Source organism: Rhodothermus profundi, assembly GCF_900142415.1.
Taxonomy (GTDB): domain Bacteria; phylum Bacteroidota; class Rhodothermia; order Rhodothermales; family Rhodothermaceae; genus Rhodothermus; species Rhodothermus profundi.
In genome coordinates this window covers 40,717-59,420 of the sequence record NZ_FRAU01000004.1, presented here as the reverse complement: position 1 = coordinate 59,420, position 18,704 = coordinate 40,717, and the positions used below count along the sequence as shown (strand labels likewise).

Sequence of the window (18,704 nt, the reverse complement as noted above, 5' to 3'; positions counted from 1 at the left end):
TTCAATAACCTGCGGCCCCTCCTTCACCTCGGGGATCTACACCAGCCAGGTAAACCCGAGTTATTCCGGGTAGCGGAGCCAGCTCGTCCGGTCCATAGACTACCTGGATAGCGTGTGCCCGACCGCTGGTACCACGTCGCTCGACCACCTTCCAGCCACGCATCCGCAAATTCGCTATAACGTCGGCTGCCAGCCCGCGTCGCTCATAGTAGAGCACATCAGGCAACCACTGGTGATGAACGCGGGGGGCCAGAACGGCCTGCTGGATGTTCATGCCGTGGTCGATGACGTTCAAAATAAGCTGAAAAACGGTTGTAATAATGGTCGAGCCACCAGGCGTGCCCAGTATGAGGAAGAGCCGACCCTCCGGGTCTTCAACAATGGTAGGAGTCATGGACGAGAGCATACGTTTGCCCGGCGCGATTGCATTCGCCTCGGAGCCTACCAGTCCGTACATGTTGGGCACGCCAGGAGCGGCGCTGAAATCGTCCATTTCGTTGTTCAAAAAGAAGCCAGCTCCATCGACGACCACAAGCGAGCCGTAGGGGCCGTTAATCGTGGTGGTTACGCTGACGGCGTTGCCTTCATTGTCTACCACGGAGTAATGCGTGGTTTCCTGTGATTCAAAAGCCCAGGGGTCTCCGTGCGTAACATGCTGGCTGGTATCGGCGCGGTACGGATTGAAATCGGCCATGCGCTGGCGCATGTACTCCTTGCGAAGCAGGCCTTGCACCGGGATTTCTACAAAATCCGGATCCCCCAACCAGTGCGCGCGGTCTGCATAGACGCGGCGCATGGCTTCAGCCATCAGATGAACGGTGGCGCTGCTCCCGAATCCCATCTGAGCGATGTCAAAGGGCTCGACGGCATTAAGCAACTGAATCAGGCCTATGCCCCCGGAGGAAGGGGGACCCATCGAAATGATGCGATACCCCCGGTATGTGCCTGTAACCGGTGGCCGTTCGATGGCCCGATAGGCGGCCAGGTCTTCATGCGTGATCAGGCCACCGCCGCGTTGCATTTCGGCTACGATTAGATCGGCCGTCTTGCCCCGGTAGAAGTCCTCGGCGCCGTACTGCTGAATGCGCCGGAGCGTACGGGCCAGGTCTTTTTGCACAAACAGCTCACCCTCTCGGAAAGGAGTGTCTTTTGTGAAATATTTACGCGTAGAAGGGTAGCGAGAGAAAGCCTCCCGAAAGGAATTGAAGCGCGCAGCCTGCGCGCGCGTAAGGCGAAAGCCTTCTTCGGCAAGCCGGATGGCCGGTGCCAGCACTTCGGCGCGTGAAAGCCGGCCGTATTTTTCATGAGCCAGCAGCAGGCCGGCGACAGAACCCGGTACGCCCACGGCCAGGTAGCCTTGCTGGCTGCGTTCCGGTACGAACTGGCCCTGCTCGTCAAGGAACATGTCGCGGGTAGCTGCCTGCGGGGCCGTTTCCCGGAAGTCAATTGTGGTGGTGCGGCCGTCTGCAAAACGGATGACCATAAAGCCGCCTCCGCCCAGGTTGCCTGCGACGGGGTGCACGACAGCCAGCGCGAAGCCGGTGGCGACGGCTGCGTCTATCGCATTACCTCCCCGCCGGAGCATCTCCAGGCCTGCTTCAGAGGCTTCGGGGCGGGCCGAGACAACCAATCCGTGATAGGCCCGATAGGGGCGCGGCACCTCGCCAACCTGGGCCCACGCCCCGTGGATCAGCAGGAGCAGACCAGAAAGCCAGTGCAACCAAGTTTTCTTTGCACAAAAAGCACGGGTAATTTGGGATCTAATGTTACCCCTGACTGAGTCAAAACGTAACAAATGCGTCAAAAGCGCAAAATAAAAGCGCCTTTGTTCCCTGTTGAAACGATGATTTTTCATGGCGCATCCCGGTATATTCCTTGCCCCGCGTTGCTCTGCCATGTGTGACGAAAAAACAAGGAGTTATGCGGTACCGTATTGATCAGGCCATCCGGTTTCTTACGATCAGTGCCGGGCTGGTGGGCCTGTTGGTGTATGCGGTCTTTCACCTGCTGTGAGTGCAGTTGCACGTCACCTGCTGGGGGTGAGGTTAATTGTTGGTCAGTGGGTCGTCGGATGGAGTTCGAGACCCGGATGGCGGTGCAGAAATTCCTGGTAGAGGCGCAGTTGCCGGTTGTCCATTGGAATCAGATACCCATCGATAAACACGTATCGCACCTGCGTTCTGGGTTCAAACGGATCGCCATCGGTTACAAACAGGTTGGCTTTTTTCCCCACTTCCAGTGAACCGATCAGGTCATCTACACCGAAGATTTCGGCTGGATTGATGGTAACTGCTCGGAGGGCAGCTTCGCGGCCCAGCCCATACGTAGCCGCAAAACCCGCATGGTAGGGTAAGTTGCGTACGTTTTCGGATTCGCCGGTACGGATGGCGATTTTGACGCCTGCTGCATGGAGCAGCCCTGCATTTGCATAGGCTTTGTCGTAGCGGTCGGATTCTCGCGTAGGCAGTGAGAGCACAGGGCCTACCAGACAGGGAATGCCGGCTTCAGCGATCTTGTCGGCGACGCGCCATCCTTCTGCTACCCCACTGAAGATAACCCGTTTGAGCCCCCGCTTTTTGACCCATTGAATGGCTTCGAGAATGTCCGGAGCCAGGTCTACCTTGATCATCAGCGGCATTTCGCCCCGGATAACCGGTAGCAGGGCTTGCATTTCCGGTACGTAGAGGGGTTTAGGGTTTTGCTCTGGATTGGCCCGATAAGCCGAGTCGATGCGGGCGTACAGTTCGGCGCGGTCCCATACTTCATTGAGTTTGTCCATGGCCTGCCGGAAGGCCTTTTCGATCTCTTCTGGCTTGCGCCGATCCCAGCGTCCCCGTCGTCCTTTGGAGGGAAAGTCGAGCACCATGAGGCGCACGCCGCCGACATGCATTTGCTCGGGGGTGTACCCGAACAGATTAATCAGAGCGGCTTTTCCGGGGAGCAACCCGCCTTCTGGCTCGGTAATCACGGTGGTGACCCCGTTGACACGGGTTACAGGAATGAGCACGGAGTTCGGGTTGACGGCCGTTAGCGCGTCTACCTGAGGGGTAAGATCACCCAGTTCGCGGAAGTCCCGCGTTTCCGGAAGGGAACCGATTTCGATCAGTCCCAGGTGGGTACCGCTGTCAATAAAGCCGGGATAGATCTCCAGTCCCGTGCAGTCAATGACCTCGGCATCAGGCGGAATTTCGACGTTCTGGCCAATGGCGACAATGCGGTCCTCTCGGATAATCAGGGTGCCGCGCTCGATGATGCCCTGCGTAACAGTGACGATGCGGGCGTTGGTGAGGGCAAAGACGCCTCGGCGTGCTTTCGGTACATCGGTAGCCTGCGCGGCTGGCAGGTGCAGAAGCCAGCCGACGATCCAGAACAAGAGCAAGCGTTTCATTGCCACGCTGACTGCAGGGTTTGGGTGAGAAATTCAATCAGGTCGATGCCTTCCAGGCAGCGCTGGTGGTGCTGATGGTCGCCCCATCGGATGGCCAGTTCTACGGGGCGTTCGGGGTCAACGCGGAGTCGCATATCGTCAGGGTCGCGATCGGCGTCGAACCGCACGATGCCGTCGACAATGGTTTTTTTGCAGACGGCGTAGATGGAGAGCGGATGGGCGCTGAAGATTGCCAGGTCAGCATCTTTGCCGACTTCAATGGAGCCGACGCGGTCTTCAATGCCCAGTTGGCGGGCTGGATTGATCGTGATGAGCGCCAGGGCTTCGTCTTCGGTCAGTCCCCCGTATTTCATTGCTTTGGCGGCCTCGTGGTACAGATGCCGGTTGAGTTCGGGCGAGTCTGAATTGATAGAGGTGATTACCCCGTTGCGGGTCAGGATGGCCGCATTATAGGCGGTAGAATAGTAGACTTCAAACTTATAGGCCCACCAATCAGCAAAGACCGAAGCCATCGCTCCAAAGGCGGCCAGTTCGGGCGCTACCTTGAAGGCTTCGTTGGCATGCTGGAAGACCACACGCTGGATGCCAAAGTCTTTCAGCACGCGCAGCAGCATGAGAATCTCGTCGGCGCGATACGAGTGGCAGTGAATGAGAATTTCGCCCCGCAGGATATCGGCCAGTACTTCCAGGCGCTCATCGTATGGAGGGGGGACTGCCCGCGGGTTTCGTTTGCGTTCCTGCTCGTAGCGCTCCCAGGCTTCCATGTAGCGCTGCGCTTTATGGAACGCGTCCCGAATGACAAACTCGACGCCCATGCGTGAGAGGGGCGGGATGTTGCGACCGCGTCCGTGCACGCGGGTAGGGTTTTCGCCGAGCGCAAATTTGATGGTGCGGGGAGCTCCTTCCATGCGGAGGGCTTCCGGATCGGTTTCGCCGTAGCGATGCTTGATGGTTTCATTCTGGCCGCCGATCACGTTAGCCGAACCATGCATCACGTGCGAGATGGTCACGCCCCCGGCCAGAGCACGGTAAATGCGGATGTCATACGGATTGAGCACATCTCCGACGCTTACTTCGGCCGTCACGGGATTGGTTGCCTCGTTTACGTTGGAGATGGCAATGTGCGCATGTGCATCGATAATGCCGGGCATGACATACAGGCCGGTGGCGTCGATAACCTCAATGCCATCAGGCACTTTGAGGTTTTGCCCGATGGCCACAATTTTGCCATCGCGAATCAGAATATCCGTGTTTTCCAGGGTGCCGTTGGTGACGGTCAGTACCGTTCCATTGCGAATAAACAGATCACCTCGGGGCTGGGCCTGCATGGTGCCCAGCCAGCCAAGCAGGAGACAGCAGATAAATAGATACGTGCGAAACATAGCCTCAGGCAGGTTAACGGTCAGGTCCAGAGGTACGCGTGCAGCGGATGGGCAGCACGCCGATACCGGGCACATCAAGCGTGCCTTCCGCTGCATCACCGCTTAGCGTCAGGCGTGCTTCAATGCGTCCGTACGCATTGGTCGTTACGCTGAAAGAGAGCTGGTTGCCATCCAGCGTCAGGTTCTCCAGAGGGTGTTCCTGGGGGACCGCGCTGCTGGAGAGCGTGCCCGATTGCCCGGCAACGCGCAGCGTGGCGTCGACCGAGCCTTCGGGGGAATCTACAGTGCAGGACCAGGTGCCGTCTGCACGGACCGGGGTGTCGGCCTCTGGCTGAGCACGCGGCCGCCGCTCCGGCTCTTTTATTTCAAACAGCTCGCCTGCTACGAAGACATACCGAATGCGCGTTTTTTCTTCAAAAAGCGGCCCGGTCGTTACGACCAGATTGGCAAGCTTGCCGGTCTCTATGGTACCGGTGGCCTGGTCAATCCCAAGGAGGCGAGCTGCGTCGATGGTCAACGCAGCCAGCGCTGCTTCTTCGGGCAGCCCGTACTTGATCATAGTGCGCAGGTTGCGCAGAATTTTGTCGGGTTTGACATCGCGCGTGCTGAAGCCAAAACGCAGACCGGCTGCATGCAGCCGTGCAGCCGTTGCGTAGTATTTAATACGTTCTTTTGCCTGGCGTGCTTTTAAGTTCTCAATTTCGGCTGACACATCCTGGTAGCTGGATACGTGTAAATACGTATTGTGCCGAGCTGCCAGCGAATCATCGGAGAGCGTGCGCGTTGCCTTGCTTGTATCCTTTGGAGCTTCGGGTAAATCTAAGGTTAGAAACAGAGGGATATTTGCATCTTTTAGTTTTTCCAGGACGTCAAAGCTCCCCGAAAGGCCGGCCAGTTTTAGCGGAAAATTGAGCTGCTGGTGCAATGCCAGCACCCGATGAATGTCGAGGGCATCCTGGGTATAGAAGAAGACGGGTTGACGTTTTTCCAGCACCGGGAAAAAGGCGGCGTGAACCGGGTCGTAGGGAGGAGGTTCGAGCCCGCGGGGATTGCTGGCATACAGGGTGGCATGTTGCCGGCGGCGGGCTGCCTCTCGGTAGAGTTGCCGAAAGCGGGCCAGCACGGCCATATCAGTGGCCGGGTAGACGCCCTGGGCAGGTTCAAGTTGCGCAAAGAGTGAGACCTCTCCCTGGTAGACCATGTCTGTCGGGGTTTGTCCGCGGAGCAAGATCAGAGCGCCCTGGCCAGGCAGCATGCGTCCGCGGGGCACCACATGGGCCATGGTAAAACCAACGCGCCGCAGTTTCTCAATGGAAGGGTCATTGGCTTTCAGGAGCGTGCGCACGTCCCGATAGGGAGTTAGACCCGCCTGCTCAGGAGGGGGATTGCCCGGATTTTCTACGCGGCGCCGCTGGGACTCGGTGCGATTTTCTTCACGGCGTGGCGCAGGGATGCCTACGTGGGAGAGACCGTCAATAAAACCAGCATAGACTACCAGTGAGTCGCCCGGGAGAATCCAGGCGTCGGTCGGTACCGAAACGTCCTGTCCAACAGCTTCGATCAGGCCGTTGCGAAGGACGACGGTACCCTGCGGGATTTCCCGGCCCGGAGCCACGACAATGCGTGCATTGGTGATGGCATACGTGCGGGTAACGGTTGGAATATCGCGCAGGTTGGCAGCGGGTTGCTGCGCACGCCGCTGCGCTTCAGCGCCCCTGGGAAGCGCTACCAGAAGTAGGCCGATCAAAAAGAGACGTCCTGGTTGCATAGGGCTTGCTTTTCTGTAGGCATGGTTGGTCCCAATATAGCATCCCTTTTTCTTTTTGTCCATAACCATGAAGTAGTGAGCTTGTCTATAAGGAGTCGTGTGGTATGATTAGGGAAGAAAATATGGTGGCCTATTTTTTTCGTTGTGAAAAATAGATAGGCTATTCTGGTGTATGAACTCCTATAATTTGATACGAAACTTCTGAATGCTCAGCTCGTTAGCCTTGCGTCTTTAAGCTTTTAAACAACCAGGAGGATGCCATGTATAGCACAAAAGGAATTGAAGCAGTTGCCACAATCACAGAATTGCGTTCAAAGACGTCGGAATTGGTTGAACATGCTAAAAATATTGAACGGGGTATTTTAATTCAGAAGAACAATGAGCCGTATGCGGTGCTCATTAGCTACGATCTGTACCTGAAGCTGTTAGGCGAGCAGGCAGCACCTGTGCAGACGACGCGTCGCCGCCGGAGCCGGAAGAAGGAGGCGGCCAATGGCAGCGAAGGGCAGCAGTAAGGGGAGGCGTTCAACGCGTTTGCAAAAGCCGCTTGAGCGTTTCTACGCGCGCGACCATGGCTTCCCGATCCATATGGCGGAGGGATTCGGGGAGAAGGGCGCGGCTGGTACATTCCAGCGCTGCAACGAGCGTCTGCAGTTCAATTTCCAGGGGGTAGGTGGGCGGCAGAAAGTCGTCCACCACCTCCTGGAGTAAGTGCGGGCTGACGTGGGTTTCGCCGCGTGCGGCGGCGCGAAACTTGGCCCGGGTGAGCAAAGCTTCTAGCTCGGCGCCGCTGAAAGGACGCTCGCCGGTACGCAGGGCAGCAGGCACTTCGTCCAACGACAGCTCAATGCCGGTCCGTCGCAGCATTACCTGGAGCAACTCGTCTCGCTCCTCCTGGGTGCTGGGGTAAAACAGGGCAATGTGCTCTTCGGCACGTCCCTGTCGCTTCAGATCGACAGGCATCAGATCCGGGCGAGCGGTCAGCAAAAAGAACAGAATGCGTCCGCGATGGGCTGGATTGCTCATGAAGGCGGCAATCTGGGCAAACACGCGTTTGGAGACGCCCGAGTCGCCTTCTGCCTCTCGGTGGCCTAAAGCGGCATCGGCTTCGTCGATCATAACCGCTACGGGTGTCATCGCCTCCAGCAGGTTCAGAATTTTCTCCAGGTTGCCTTCGGTGACCCCCTGCCACTGCGAGCGGAAGTTTTTGAGGCGGACCATAGGAATACCAATTTCGCCGGCAAAGCAGGTAATGAGAAACGTCTTGCCCGTACCAACCGGGCCGGTTACCAGATAGCCCATGGGTAACACGTCGTAGCGTCCTTGCCGCAGCGCTTCGGCAGCCGCTCGAAGCAAAGCTTTGGCCTGCCGATGCCCCGCTACCATGTCCAGATTGTAGTTGGTTTCAATGAACTCCAACAGTCCGTAGGCTTCGGCTTCAATAAAAGCTTTCTTGGTGGCTACCAGGTGTTCAAATGTGAGGCGGGTGTGGTTTTCCAGCACGTCGGCCAGAATCGTCTGGAGTTGTACCAAGTTGAGGCCAGCCGTATGGTGCGCCAGGACAGCCGGCGACATCTCGGATCGGGCGCAAAAGGCATCTACTTGGCTACCCAGATAGGTTTCGGTGAAGCGGCGCCGTTCGGTTTCGTCGGGCAGGGGAATCCGGATCGGGGCGGTGTACGGATTCTGGACCAGTTGGCGGTGCAGGTCGGTCAGGTTTTCGGTGATCAGACAGATAGTAAAGTCACTGTTCAGAAAAAGCGGGTCATGGGACCATTTGAGCAGAAATACCAGCGCGTCGCGGTCTTCGCTGCTGTACAAGGCGCCTTCGGCCATAGGGACGATTGTTTCGGCGTAATCAATCACGCAGGCAATGCGTCGTCCCTCGGCCAGTCGGAGCCGAAAGTACCGTTCGAGCAGGCCGAAAACGCGCACCGGATCGCGAGGCAGCTGGTGGGCATAGCGGGTGCCCTGCACGTGATCGAATCCTTCCAGGGCCCGGTAGAAGTCCTGGCGCATCTCCGGACGTGCAAATTGCAGTCCGGCCGAACGATCGTAGAAGAGCACCAGATCGCGAGGCGCAAACAGGTCGTCCCGCAGAAAGTCGCGGAGGGGTACGTAGCGCACCTGTCCGCTGTCCTCTAGCGGAACCAGATCCCGCACATTGCCATGCAGAATGAACTGGTTGACGGTTTTGGTAAAATAACGGCGGGCCAGTTCGCGTACCCAGTTCGGGTAGATGGTCGACGCATCGGTTGCCGGGGGCACGTACGCCATCGGTGGACAGGCTTGCGTTTTTTGGAGATTGGTACGCTGCTTTCTTGCAGAGGATGCAAAAAAGCGGCCCGGCGCTGCAGCGCCGGGCCGCTGGCAACGTGCTGATGCTGCGTCTCAGGCAACCGTCACTTCTGGATTCAGGTACACATCCTGGATGGCATGCAGGAGTTCAACGCCTTCTTTCATGGGACGCTGGAACGCCTTGCGGCCTGAGATCAGGCCCATGCCACCCGCTCGTTTGTTGATGACCGCCGTGCGCACCGCTTCGCGCAGGTCATCTTTGCCCTTGGAAGCGCCCCCCGAGTTGATCAGACCACACCGTCCCATGTAGCAGTTGGCGACCTGGTAGCGCGTTAGGTCAATCGGGTGGTCGGTGGTCAGCTCGGTGTACATGCGCTCGTGGAATTTGCCGTAGCTGCCGTTGGTATTGAGCGCTTTGTAGCCGCCATTGTGGGTGGGCAGCTTCTGCTTGATGATATCCGCTTCGAGCGTGACGCCCAGATGATTGGCCTGGCCGGTCAGATCGGCTGCGGTTTCATGGTTGACGCCATCCACCTTGAACGCTTTGTTGCGCAGGTAGCACCACAGGATCGTGACCATGCCCAGCTCATGGGCATAGGAGAACGCTTCGCTGATCTCCTGAAGCTGGCGCCGCGACTCCGGCGAGCCCCAGTAGATGGTGGCGCCCACCCCGACGCACCCCATGTTCCAGGCGTCTTTGACGCGAGCGAACAGGACCTGGTCGTATGTGTTGGGATAAGAAAGTAGTTCGTTATGGTTGAGCTTGAGAATGAATGGAATTTTGTGGGCATATTTACGAGCTACGGCTCCCAGGACGCCAAAGGTTGTGGCAACGGCATTGCAACCGCCTTCGATGGCCAACTTGACAATGTTTTCCGGATCAAAATAGATCGGATTCGGGGCGAAGCTTGCGCCTCCACTGTGCTCAATTCCCTGATCAACAGGAAGGATTGAGAGGTAGCCTGTACCTGCCAGCCGACCGGTATTGAACAAGGTCTGCATGGCCCGCAACACCCGGGGATTTCGATCAGAATCCTTCCAGACGCGGTCGACAAAATCCGGCCCCGGCAGATGCAACATCTCTTTGGGAATCGTAGTGCACTTATGTTCCAGCAAATATTCAGCTTCCTCGCCCAGCAGGTCGGCGATGCGCGAAATGGTAACCTCTGCCATGGTCGCCTCCTCTTTTTTAGTTCCGCTGTTTTCAAGGATGGGCATAAACATAATACGTAAGATAACCTAAAAACGATTCCTCGGAAGCGCTTTTTTACAAATCCGTTATGAAGGACGCTTCCGGAAGCAGCCTTACAGACGCACCGCCGCAGGCAGCCGTTCTGGCTCCCGAAGCGCTTCAGGAAGCCAGGAAGCCAGCAACGGGGCATAGAGCAACCCCCGAGAGCCCAGCCCGGAAAAAAGCCAGAGCCGCTGGCGTCCCGGTAACGGACTCAGCACAGGCAATGGACGACGCGGACGAATTACCCGCACGCCGGTCAGGGCGGCTACGACGGTCCCCTGCATCACTTCAGGTACCCAGCGCGTTGCTTCTTGCCACAGCCGGTGCGTCTGGGCATCCGAAGGAGCCAGGTCGGTAAACGCTGGCTCATAGCTACTCCCCACAAAAAGAAGGCCATCGGAAGGTACCAGGTGCACCGTGGCCAGTACCAGCGGAAGCGTCGCTAAAGACGCCGGGCCCGCGAGGCTAATCACTTGCCCTTTGACGGCCTGGAACGGCAGCCGAGCCAGCTCCGGATGGAGCCGGTAGCCATATCCCGGGGCCAGAATGACGTAGTCAAACGCGTGCGTGTCGCCCCGGTCTGTGTGCAGCAACACCTGCCGGGATGTTTCTTCCCAGTCTACGACCCGAACCGGCCGGTGCACGGGCACGCCGCTTCGGGCCAGCAGAACGTCAATGAGCCGGTTGGCCGAAAGGGCGCCGCCCTGCGAAATCCAGAGGGCGCCGTAAGGCGCTCGAACCTGAGGGAAGCGTTCGCGTACAGCTTCCGGCGAAAGCCACTGCACCCAGTGCGGGTAAGCACAGGCGGCTTCGCGAAAGTCTGCGGCCTGCCGCTCATCGAAGGCCACGCGCAATAGCCCTCGCCGCACCGGTACCTGGTCGCCTACCTCGGCCAGTAGCTGTTCCAGAGCGGTCAGGGCGGCTTCATGCTGCCAGTTGGGGCGCGCCCGACGGGTCATCAGCGGATGAAACAGCCCGCCTGTCGCCCGAAAAGCCTGGTTCGTCGCATCGGTTGCCTCGAAGACTTCCACGTGGGCCTGGCGATGAAGCGCAAAAGCAGCGCAGGCACCGGCCAGACCAGCCCCTACGATACCAATACTGGGTGAAGGTTGCATGATTTTCTTAAGGTTGCCGAACCCTTCTCCAGGGGGACGTTTTAGCTTTAAAACGTCCTCAATCCGTAAAACCTTCCCCTAACGCTATGAGCACACGGCCGGTTTGCATTGTCGGGGGGGGCGTGATCGGACTGGCACTGGGCTGGGAGCTGGCGCGTGCCGGCAAGCAGGTGGTGTTGCTTGAACGCAATCGGATCGGACGCGCAGCTTCGTGGGTGTCGGCCGGGATGCTGGCACCAGACGCTGAAATTCAGTTCGAAGAGCCCGAGCTTTACCAGTTCAGTAAAGAAAGCCTGCGCCGTTGGCCTGCCTATGCCCGGGCGCTTGAGGCTGCAAGCGGCCTTTCGGTAGACCTGCGTACTGAAGGGGCACTCATGGTGGCGCCGGATCGCGACAGTGCGGAAGCCTACCGGCGCATTTACCGCTTTGCAAAAGCCCAGGGCCTGAACCTCGCATGGCTGACCGGGGACGAAGCGCTGGAACTGGAGCCCTTTTTAGCGCCGCGGCTGGTGGGAGCCATTCACGCCCCCGAGACCTACCAGGTGGACAATCGGCGACTGATTGAGGCGTTACGGGTAGCGTTCGAAAAAGCGGGGGGGACAATTCGGGAGCAGGTGGCTGTTGTGGCTGTTGAGCCCGATGCCGCGCATCCGGCTGCGCGCACGGCTGAAGGCGAACGCATTGAGGCCGAGGTTGTGATCATTGCAGCCGGCGCCTGGTCCGGACAGATTGAAGGGTTGGGCTGGAAGCCGCCCATGCGCCCTATCAAGGGACAGGTTATTCTGCTGACCATGGAGCCGCCGTTTGGCTTGCGCTACGTGGTGCGTGGTCCCGACGCTTATCTGGTTCCCAAGAGCGACGGACGCCTGATTGTCGGGGCGACCATGGAGGAAATGGGATTCGACACGCGGGTAACGGCCGGCGGACTCTACCGACTGCTGGAAGGGGCCCGAGAAATCGTGCCCGGTATAGACGAGCTACCGGTCCAGGAAATTGGGGCAGGGCTGCGCCCGGGCACCCGCGACAACCGCCCTATCCTGGGATATGGCGCCCCCGGGGTTGTGCTGGCCACCGGACACTATCGCCATGGCATTCTACTGACGCCCATTACGGCCCAGGAAGTCGCGCGGTTGATTCTTACGGGAGAAACTTCCAGGTGGCTGGTCCCGTTTTCACCCGAGCGGTTCCTGACCACTTCGACTCCTTCCTGACGCTATGGCCGAAACAACCCAGACGCTGGCCATTGTGCTGAACGGGGAACCCTACGAAGTACCGGTAGGCACCACGGTCGCCGAATTGCTACGCCAGTTGGACATCGATCCCGAGGCGGCGCGGGGGATAGCCGTTGCCGTAAACGAGGAAGTTGTGCGTCGCACGCAGTGGGCTGAGGTGCGCCTGCAACCGGGCGATCGGGTGGAGGTGGTAACGGCCCGACAGGGAGGATAACCGTGGTAAACAAACGGCCATGAAAGGGCACGGAATTGATACCAGCCAGTGGCAGGTTGAGGTGGAAGATGCGCCCCTGCGCATCGGTCCCTTAGAACTGCACACGCGCCTGCTCATGGGGTCGAGTGGCTATCCAAACGTGCAGACCATGCTGGATGCGCTGGAAGCAGCCGGTGCGGAGCTGGTGACGGTAGCGATCCGGCGCATCAATCTGCGAGACCGTTCCGAAGAAAGCCTGCTGGCCCTGCTGGAGCGGCATGGCTATCAGATCTTGCCGAACACGGCAGGCTGCTACACCGCCCGCGAAGCGGTTCTGGTAGCCCAACTGGCCCGTGAGGCGCTGGAGACCAACCTGATCAAGCTGGAGGTCATTGGGGACGATGAGACGCTGCTGCCCGACGTAGAGCAACTGCTCAAAGCTGCTCGAGAGCTGATTAACGACGGCTTTGTGGTTTTGGCCTACGCGAATGACGACCCCATCACCTGTCGCAAATTGGCCGATCTGGGATGCGCAGCAGTTATGCCGCTGGCTTCGCCGATTGGTAGCGGCATGGGCCTGGTCAATCCCTACAACCTCCACTTGATTCGGGAGATGATCGACGAAGTGCCGCTCATTGTGGATGCGGGCATTGGAACGGCCAGCGATGCGGCCATGGCCATGGAACTGGGCTACGACGGCGTTCTGGTCAACTCGGCCATTTCGCAGGCAGAGCACCCGGTTTTAATGGCGCGTGCAGTGCGCCACGCCGTAGAGGCAGGTCGGCTGGCGTTCAAGGCAGGCCGCATGCCGCGTCGTTTCTATGCGCGGCCGTCTTCGCCAATGGAAGGACGGGTGGGGCACTGAAGCAGGTAATGAAACCGCCACTTCCTCGTCTGTTGCTAATTGCGGATCGCTTTACCGATCCGCGCCGGGCTGATGTCGCGCGTCGTGCTGTAGCCGCCGGCGTTCCCTGGGTACAGCTTCGAGATCACGAGGTCGATGCCGGCACATTTGCTCGCGCCGCTGAAGCGCTGGTCCCCGTCCTGCAGGCGGAAAATCCTGCCCTGCTGCTTTCAATTAATACGCACCTGGAGGTAGCCCGGCGGCTGGGCCTCGGGTTGCATGTGGGCTGGCGTGGACCAGGCGTAGCCGAGGCGCGGCAACAGCTCGGACCGGACGCGCTGCTGGGCTATTCGGCGCACAATCCCGCAGCAGCCCAACAGGCGGCTATGCAGGGCGCCGACTATGTGCTCTTTAGCCCGGTCTTTGCGCCCATCAGCAAACCAGCAGTGCCGGCTGCCGGTCTGGCGGCACTGGCGGCTGTCTGCCAGACGGTTACGATTCCTGTCCTGGCGCTGGGCGGCATAACGCCCGGGCGCGTACCAGCCTGCTTGAACCAGGGGGCCTATGGCGTAGCTGTCGTGTCGGCTATCCTGGAGGCCTCGGATCCGGAACGGACGGTTCAGCAGTTCTTACACAGCCTGTCTCTTCAGGAGCAACCACAACGCAACAGCCATGACGCAGCGTGAACATCGCATACCGCCCGTAGCCTTGACCATCGCCGGAAGCGATTCGGGCGGAGGAGCCGGCATTCAGGCCGACATCAAAGCCATGCAGGCCAACGGCGTCTTTGCCGCTTCAGTGATTACGGCCGTAACCGCGCAAAACACGCAGGCCGTTACCGCTGCTTTCGAGTTACCGCTGGAGCTGATTGAAGCGCAGATTGATGCCGTCTGGGAAGATCTCCCTGTGGCGGCTACCAAAACAGGCATGCTGTCGTCTGCGACCATTATTGAACTGGTGGCCCGCAAAGTCAGGCAGTGGCGGATGCAGCCGCTCGTAGTGGATCCGGTGATGATTTCCAAAAGCGGGTATCCCCTCCTAAAACCTGATGCTATCGCTACCCTGCGGGAGCAACTGCTACCGCTCGCTACCCTGGTGACCCCCAATGCCCATGAAGCCGCGCACCTGACCGGGCTCCCCATAGAGACGGTCGAAGATCTGTATGAGGCGGCTCGTCGAATAAAAGCCATGGGACCCCAGGCGGTGCTGGTGAAAGGAGGGCACCTGAGCCGTGAGGCAGAAGCAGTCGATGTGCTCTACGACGGAAAGCGCTTTGAAGAATTCCGCGCACCCCGGATCGATACCCCGCATACACATGGAACCGGCTGCACCTATGCTTCGGCCATTGCGGCCAATCTGGCCCGAGGCTTTTCCCTCTCGGAATCCGTGCGCCGCGCCAAACGCTACGTAACCGAAGCCATCCGATACGCATTGCCGATTGGCCACGGTCATGGCCCCACCCATCATTTTTATTTTCTGAAAGACTTCAACGGCTTCCCTGTAGGAGAAGCAGAACCGGCCGCATCCGATCGCGTATAAGGAGGCGACTTTTCATGGGTCGGTGCTTGATCACCTGATCATTTTCCTGTAATTTGACCGACCCAGACAATGTGTGCCCGTAGCTCAGCTGGATAGAGCGTCTGACTACGGATCAGAAGGTCGGGGGTTCGAATCCTCCCGGGCACACCAGCGAGCCCGCCTCTTTCCCAAGAGGCGGGCTTTTTCGTAATGAAGGAGGCTGCGCTATCTGGGGGGCTGGCGACGTGCGGCTTCAAGCAGGGCGATCACTTCTTCGTCGCTGACGGGACGGAAATCGTCGTACCACTGGCCGACGGCCACAAAGTCGTCTGGCATCGCGACGCACACCAGATCATCTACTTCGGGTTCCAGGGTTTCGGCCGTCTCAGGGGCACATACGCCGGCTGCCAGTACAATGCGTCGGGGTTGCTGCTGGCGAAGCGCTCGGACGGCTGCCAGGGCTGTGGCGCCTGTGGCCAGGCCATCGTCCACAACGATGACCGTGCGTCCTTGCACGTCGGGCATCGGTTGGTCGCCGCGGTAGCGGCGAATGCGTCGTTCCAGCTCTTGCTGCTCGCGTTTGGCTAGCTGCCGGGCAAGTTCGGGCGAGATGCCCAGGGCGCGCAGGGCGTACGGGTAAAAGAACACCACGCCTCCGGGGGCTACAGCCCCAATGGCCAGTTCGGGTTGCTGAGGGGCGCCGATTTTGCGGGCTACGATTACGTCAAGGGGCGCCTCTAGCGCGCGAGCGATCTCGTAGGCAACCACGACGCCACCGCGGGGCAAGCCCAGCACCAGCGGGCGTTCGACCCGGTAAGGCTTCAGCAGGTGGGCCAGTTGGCGGCCGGCGTCGCGCCGGTCGCGAAAGCGAACAAATGCCGTCATAACCGGCGTATGAAAGCGGCAGCTTCAGCAGGCAATGTACAACGATCTGACTATGGAACAAAGCAGGCCATCGTGGTTCCGCGAGCTTGATCACACAGCCGATACCGGCATTGAAGTCTGGGCACAGTCGCTGCCTGAGCTTTTCGAGCGGGCTGCCTGGGGGCTTTTTGCTATTCTTACGGATCCGGAGACGGTAACCCCCCAACAAGAAGTATCCTTCAACCTGGAAGCGTCTGATGTACAGGCTCTGTTGGTACGCTGGCTGTCGGAGCTAAACTACTACCACATCACCCGACGATGGGTTTTTTCGCGGTTTGAGGTTCAGCGGTTCGATGAGCAGCGTCTGCACGCACAGGCCTGGGGTGAGCCAATTGATCCGGCGCGCCATACCATCTACACCGAGGTCAAAGCGATCACGTACCACGGCCTGACGCTCAGGCGCCAGGACGGGCAGTGGTATGCCCGCATCATCTTCGATCTTTAGAGGAACCTGAGAGATGCCTGCAAATTTCGGCGCAGACAGCAGCGCACGGGACCTATGGACGTAAAGATTTTTACCACCGGCGGTACCATCGACAAGGTATACTTTGATGCAAAGAGTACCTACGAGGTAGGGGATCCGCAGATTGTGGATATACTTCGGGAGGCAAATGTTACCATCAACTGGGAACTGGAGACGCTCTTCCGCAAGGATAGTCTGGAGCTGACCGAAGCGGACCGAGCGGTTATTGCAGAAAAGGTGCAGCAAGCGTCATGTCCACGCATTCTCATTACGCATGGCACCGACACCATGATCGAGACGGCAAAGGCGCTACAGGGCATTCCAGGAAAAACGATTGTGCTGGTCGGGTCGCTCAGTCCGGCTCGCTTTAAGAGTAGCGATGCAGCGTTTAACATAGGATTTGCGCTGGCGGCGGTGCAGACGCTACCCCCGGGCGTGTACATTGCGATGAACGGCCGTATCTTTCATCCAGATCGGGTCCGGAAGAATCGAGAGGCAAACCGCTTTGAGCCGATCTGACGGGCGCGGGCCCTCAGACGGCAACGCTCAGGAGGCAGTGCAATGGCCCGTGCGCCGGACATTTCTACGCAACTGGTAGCCCGGGCCCGGCAGGGCGAAGCCGAGGCCCAGAACCTGCTGTTGCGCCGACTAGAGCCGGTGCTGCGGGCTTTCTTTCTGAAACGACTGGGGGATGTTCCGGAGATTGATGATCTGGTTCAGAACACGTTACTCCGGGTGCATACCGGATTGACCGATCTAAAAGACAATGCCCGACTCAAGGCGTTTGCCATGAAGGCTGCCCTCTTTGAGTTGCAAGACTTCTACCGAGGGCGGTATCACGGGCGAGAGCAGTTATACGATCCAGAGCAGCCTCCCTCCGTTGGGCACGAAGCAGGAGGCGACGATCCACGATTGGATCTGGAGCAGGCGCTGCAAGTGCTTACGCCCCACGCACGCCGCATCTTAGAGCTGCGGGCCTACGGCTATCGCTATCAAGAAATTGCCCGTCTGCTGGGCACCACCGAGGCAGCGGTCAAGATGCAGGTCAAGCGCGCCTTTGAAAAAATGCGCCGACTGCTATTGACGGGCGGGTGGTGGATGTTTTAAAAAAAAGAAAGGCTAATCGTTGTTACCTGCAAAACGCGCGGAGCGGCTGTATAGAAGGATACCCGAGGTTTTTAGACGGTTAGTGGCAACGGACATGACCGCCGATTTTGCATCGCTGCCTTTCTGGGAAGCGCTAACGCCATCGGAGCGAGAAGCGCTCCAGGCGCTGCTGGCGCAGGAGCCAACGCTGGCGCGGGCGCTGGGGTGCTGGGAGGCGTTGCAGGTACACCTGCGGGAGCGGCTGGAGAAGGCTGTGCCGGATCGGCGGTTACTGGTGCTCTACGCACTGGCACGTAGTGGACGGGAGGCGCTGCTGACGCCAGAAGAACGGGCAGAGCTTGAAGCAGCGCGGCCTGCCCTGGAGCAGGCGCTGAAGCTGCTCTCCGGCCTGGAGATCATCGTAGAAGACATTGCATCTGCCTGCGCAGACTTTGAAGAGGCCTGGGCCGGACACTTCGCAGGCAAGCAGCCATTACGTCCAGCTTCTGAACGGCGGCCGCGGCTGGCACAGCGCCGGCTAGCCTATCGCTGGGTGGTGCGGGTGGCGTTGAGTAGTGTCGTGTTGGCCCTGATCGGGGTGCTCTGGTGGCACCAGACAGCGAAACGGGTCGTGTGGACAGTAGCAGAAGGGGCTGTTGCGGTGCGCACGCTCGCCGATGGCTCTTCGGTTCGGCTGGTAGGGCCGGCAGTATTGCGCTATGCTGAACGCTTTGATCGACGATTGCAGCTTGAGGGGCAGGCGTTTCTAGAGGTGCAACCTGGGAATCAACCCTTTGTAGTGGAGACGCCAGAGGCTGTCGTAACAGTGCTGGGCACGCGGTTTGGCGTGCGCAGTGCAGCCGGGCAAACGGAAGTAGTGCTGGTAGAGGGGCGGGTAGCGCTAAGGGGACGGGGGCGCACCGAAGCGCCCGTGATCCTGACGCCGGGACAGCGTAGTCGCGTGATAGCCGGGCAGGCTCCAGAACCACCGACGACGGTTCAGGTCTCCAAAGCATTGCTATGGACCGGCCTGCACATCTTCGATGGCATGTCGATGCGAGAAATCGCCTCTTATCTCTCAGGGCTCTACGGAGTTACGATCCATGTAGACCCCTCCCTGGCGGCTGAACCGATTGTCGGAACGTTTACGCAAGATCAACCGCTGCCAGAGATCCTGCAGGCGTTGGCGGCTACGCTGGGGGCTCGTCTGGAACAGATGCCAGAAGGATATCGTCTGCTTCCGCTCAGGTGAGGCACAA

General features: G+C 59.2%; 18 protein-coding genes and 1 tRNA gene. 11 read left to right on the top strand and 8 right to left on the bottom strand.

The window, feature by feature from the left end; translation table 11 throughout:
- Position 1 precedes the first annotated feature (1 nt).
- The 4 genes from ggt to BUA15_RS06780 form a co-directional block, all read right to left on the bottom strand.
- Positions 2 to 1,720, bottom strand: a complete 1,719-nt coding sequence (gene ggt, locus BUA15_RS06795) for a gamma-glutamyltransferase (protein WP_245771955.1) — start codon at positions 1,718 to 1,720, stop codon at positions 2 to 4.
- Between the two features lie 336 nt (positions 1,721 to 2,056).
- Entirely contained in the window at positions 2,057 to 3,388 is a 1,332-nt protein-coding gene (locus tag BUA15_RS06790) for an amidohydrolase family protein (protein ID WP_072715237.1), read from the bottom strand.
- Positions 3,385 to 4,770 carry an amidohydrolase gene (locus BUA15_RS06785; protein ID WP_072715236.1) on the bottom strand — a complete coding sequence of 462 codons (1,386 nt, stop codon included), beginning with the start codon at positions 4,768 to 4,770 and terminating at the stop codon, positions 3,385 to 3,387. Before BUA15_RS06785 ends, BUA15_RS06790 begins: the two co-directional genes overlap by 4 nt.
- Positions 4,771 to 4,783: 13 nt before the next feature.
- Positions 4,784 to 6,538: an amidohydrolase family protein gene (locus BUA15_RS06780; RefSeq protein WP_072715235.1), complete on the bottom strand. Its 1,755-nt coding sequence runs from the start codon at positions 6,536 to 6,538 to the stop codon at positions 4,784 to 4,786.
- 260 nt (positions 6,539 to 6,798) lie between these two features.
- Between BUA15_RS06780 and BUA15_RS06775 the strand changes: the two genes are divergently transcribed.
- Positions 6,799 to 7,053, top strand: coding sequence for a type II toxin-antitoxin system Phd/YefM family antitoxin (locus BUA15_RS06775; protein WP_072715234.1), 255 nt, complete (start codon positions 6,799 to 6,801; stop codon positions 7,051 to 7,053).
- 10 nt (positions 7,054 to 7,063) lie between these two features.
- Here the strand turns inward: BUA15_RS06775 and BUA15_RS06770 are convergent, their stop codons facing one another.
- The 3 genes from BUA15_RS06770 to BUA15_RS06760 form a co-directional block, all read right to left on the bottom strand.
- On the bottom strand, positions 7,064 to 8,815 hold the full coding sequence (locus BUA15_RS06770) for an ATP-binding protein (protein ID WP_072715233.1): 1,752 nt from the start codon (positions 8,813 to 8,815) through the stop codon (positions 7,064 to 7,066).
- 114 nt (positions 8,816 to 8,929) lie between these two features.
- On the bottom strand, positions 8,930 to 10,009 hold the full coding sequence (locus BUA15_RS06765; RefSeq protein WP_072715463.1) for a class I fructose-bisphosphate aldolase: 1,080 nt from the start codon (positions 10,007 to 10,009) through the stop codon (positions 8,930 to 8,932).
- A 132-nt stretch (positions 10,010 to 10,141) separates the two neighbouring features.
- A complete protein-coding gene (locus tag BUA15_RS06760; RefSeq protein ID WP_072715232.1) occupies positions 10,142 to 11,185 on the bottom strand; it encodes an NAD(P)/FAD-dependent oxidoreductase in 1,044 nt (347 codons plus the stop codon).
- 86 nt (positions 11,186 to 11,271) lie between these two features.
- Between BUA15_RS06760 and thiO the strand changes: the two genes are divergently transcribed.
- The 6 genes from thiO to BUA15_RS06730 all read left to right on the top strand — a co-directional run bounded on the left by thiO (position 11,272) and on the right by BUA15_RS06730 (position 15,143).
- Positions 11,272 to 12,396 carry a glycine oxidase ThiO gene (gene thiO, locus BUA15_RS06755; RefSeq protein WP_072715231.1) on the top strand — a complete coding sequence of 375 codons (1,125 nt, stop codon included), beginning with the start codon at positions 11,272 to 11,274 and terminating at the stop codon, positions 12,394 to 12,396.
- A gap of 4 nt (positions 12,397 to 12,400) precedes the next feature.
- The gene (gene thiS, locus BUA15_RS06750; RefSeq protein WP_072715230.1) at positions 12,401 to 12,631 is read left to right on the top strand and encodes a sulfur carrier protein ThiS; all 231 of its coding nucleotides are present in this window, start codon (positions 12,401 to 12,403) and stop codon (positions 12,629 to 12,631) included.
- A 19-nt stretch (positions 12,632 to 12,650) separates the two neighbouring features.
- Complete coding sequence (thiG, locus tag BUA15_RS06745; protein ID WP_072715229.1) at positions 12,651 to 13,475, top strand: thiazole synthase; 825 nt, start codon at positions 12,651 to 12,653, stop codon at positions 13,473 to 13,475.
- Positions 13,476 to 13,483: 8 nt separating this feature from the next.
- A complete protein-coding gene (locus BUA15_RS06740; protein ID WP_072715228.1) occupies positions 13,484 to 14,140 on the top strand; it encodes a thiamine phosphate synthase in 657 nt (218 codons plus the stop codon).
- The gene (thiD, locus tag BUA15_RS06735; RefSeq protein ID WP_072715227.1) at positions 14,127 to 14,993 is read left to right on the top strand and encodes a bifunctional hydroxymethylpyrimidine kinase/phosphomethylpyrimidine kinase; all 867 of its coding nucleotides are present in this window, start codon (positions 14,127 to 14,129) and stop codon (positions 14,991 to 14,993) included. The genes BUA15_RS06740 and thiD overlap by 14 nt, the downstream gene beginning before the upstream one ends.
- 73 nt (positions 14,994 to 15,066) lie before the next feature.
- A tRNA-Arg gene (locus BUA15_RS06730) sits at positions 15,067 to 15,143 on the top strand.
- 54 nt (positions 15,144 to 15,197) lie between these two features.
- On the opposite strand, the gene BUA15_RS06725 is transcribed toward BUA15_RS06730, so the two are convergent.
- The gene (locus BUA15_RS06725; protein ID WP_072715226.1) at positions 15,198 to 15,857 is read right to left on the bottom strand and encodes a phosphoribosyltransferase; all 660 of its coding nucleotides are present in this window, start codon (positions 15,855 to 15,857) and stop codon (positions 15,198 to 15,200) included.
- A 52-nt stretch (positions 15,858 to 15,909) separates the two neighbouring features.
- On the opposite strand from BUA15_RS06725, the gene BUA15_RS06720 reads away from it, so the two are divergent.
- The 4 genes from BUA15_RS06720 to BUA15_RS06705 all read left to right on the top strand — a co-directional run bounded on the left by BUA15_RS06720 (position 15,910) and on the right by BUA15_RS06705 (position 18,697).
- Positions 15,910 to 16,341, top strand: coding sequence for an archease (locus BUA15_RS06720; protein ID WP_072715462.1), 432 nt, complete (start codon positions 15,910 to 15,912; stop codon positions 16,339 to 16,341).
- Between the two features lie 54 nt (positions 16,342 to 16,395).
- Positions 16,396 to 16,878 carry an asparaginase domain-containing protein gene (locus BUA15_RS06715; RefSeq protein WP_072715225.1) on the top strand — a complete coding sequence of 161 codons (483 nt, stop codon included), beginning with the start codon at positions 16,396 to 16,398 and terminating at the stop codon, positions 16,876 to 16,878.
- 42 nt (positions 16,879 to 16,920) lie between these two features.
- Complete coding sequence (locus BUA15_RS06710; protein WP_072715224.1) at positions 16,921 to 17,466, top strand: RNA polymerase sigma factor; 546 nt, start codon at positions 16,921 to 16,923, stop codon at positions 17,464 to 17,466.
- Positions 17,467 to 17,560: 94 nt separating this feature from the next.
- Positions 17,561 to 18,697 (top strand): FecR family protein, encoded by a 1,137-nt coding sequence (locus BUA15_RS06705; RefSeq protein WP_072715223.1) that lies wholly within the window; start codon positions 17,561 to 17,563, stop codon positions 18,695 to 18,697.
- Positions 18,698 to 18,704 lie beyond the last annotated feature (7 nt).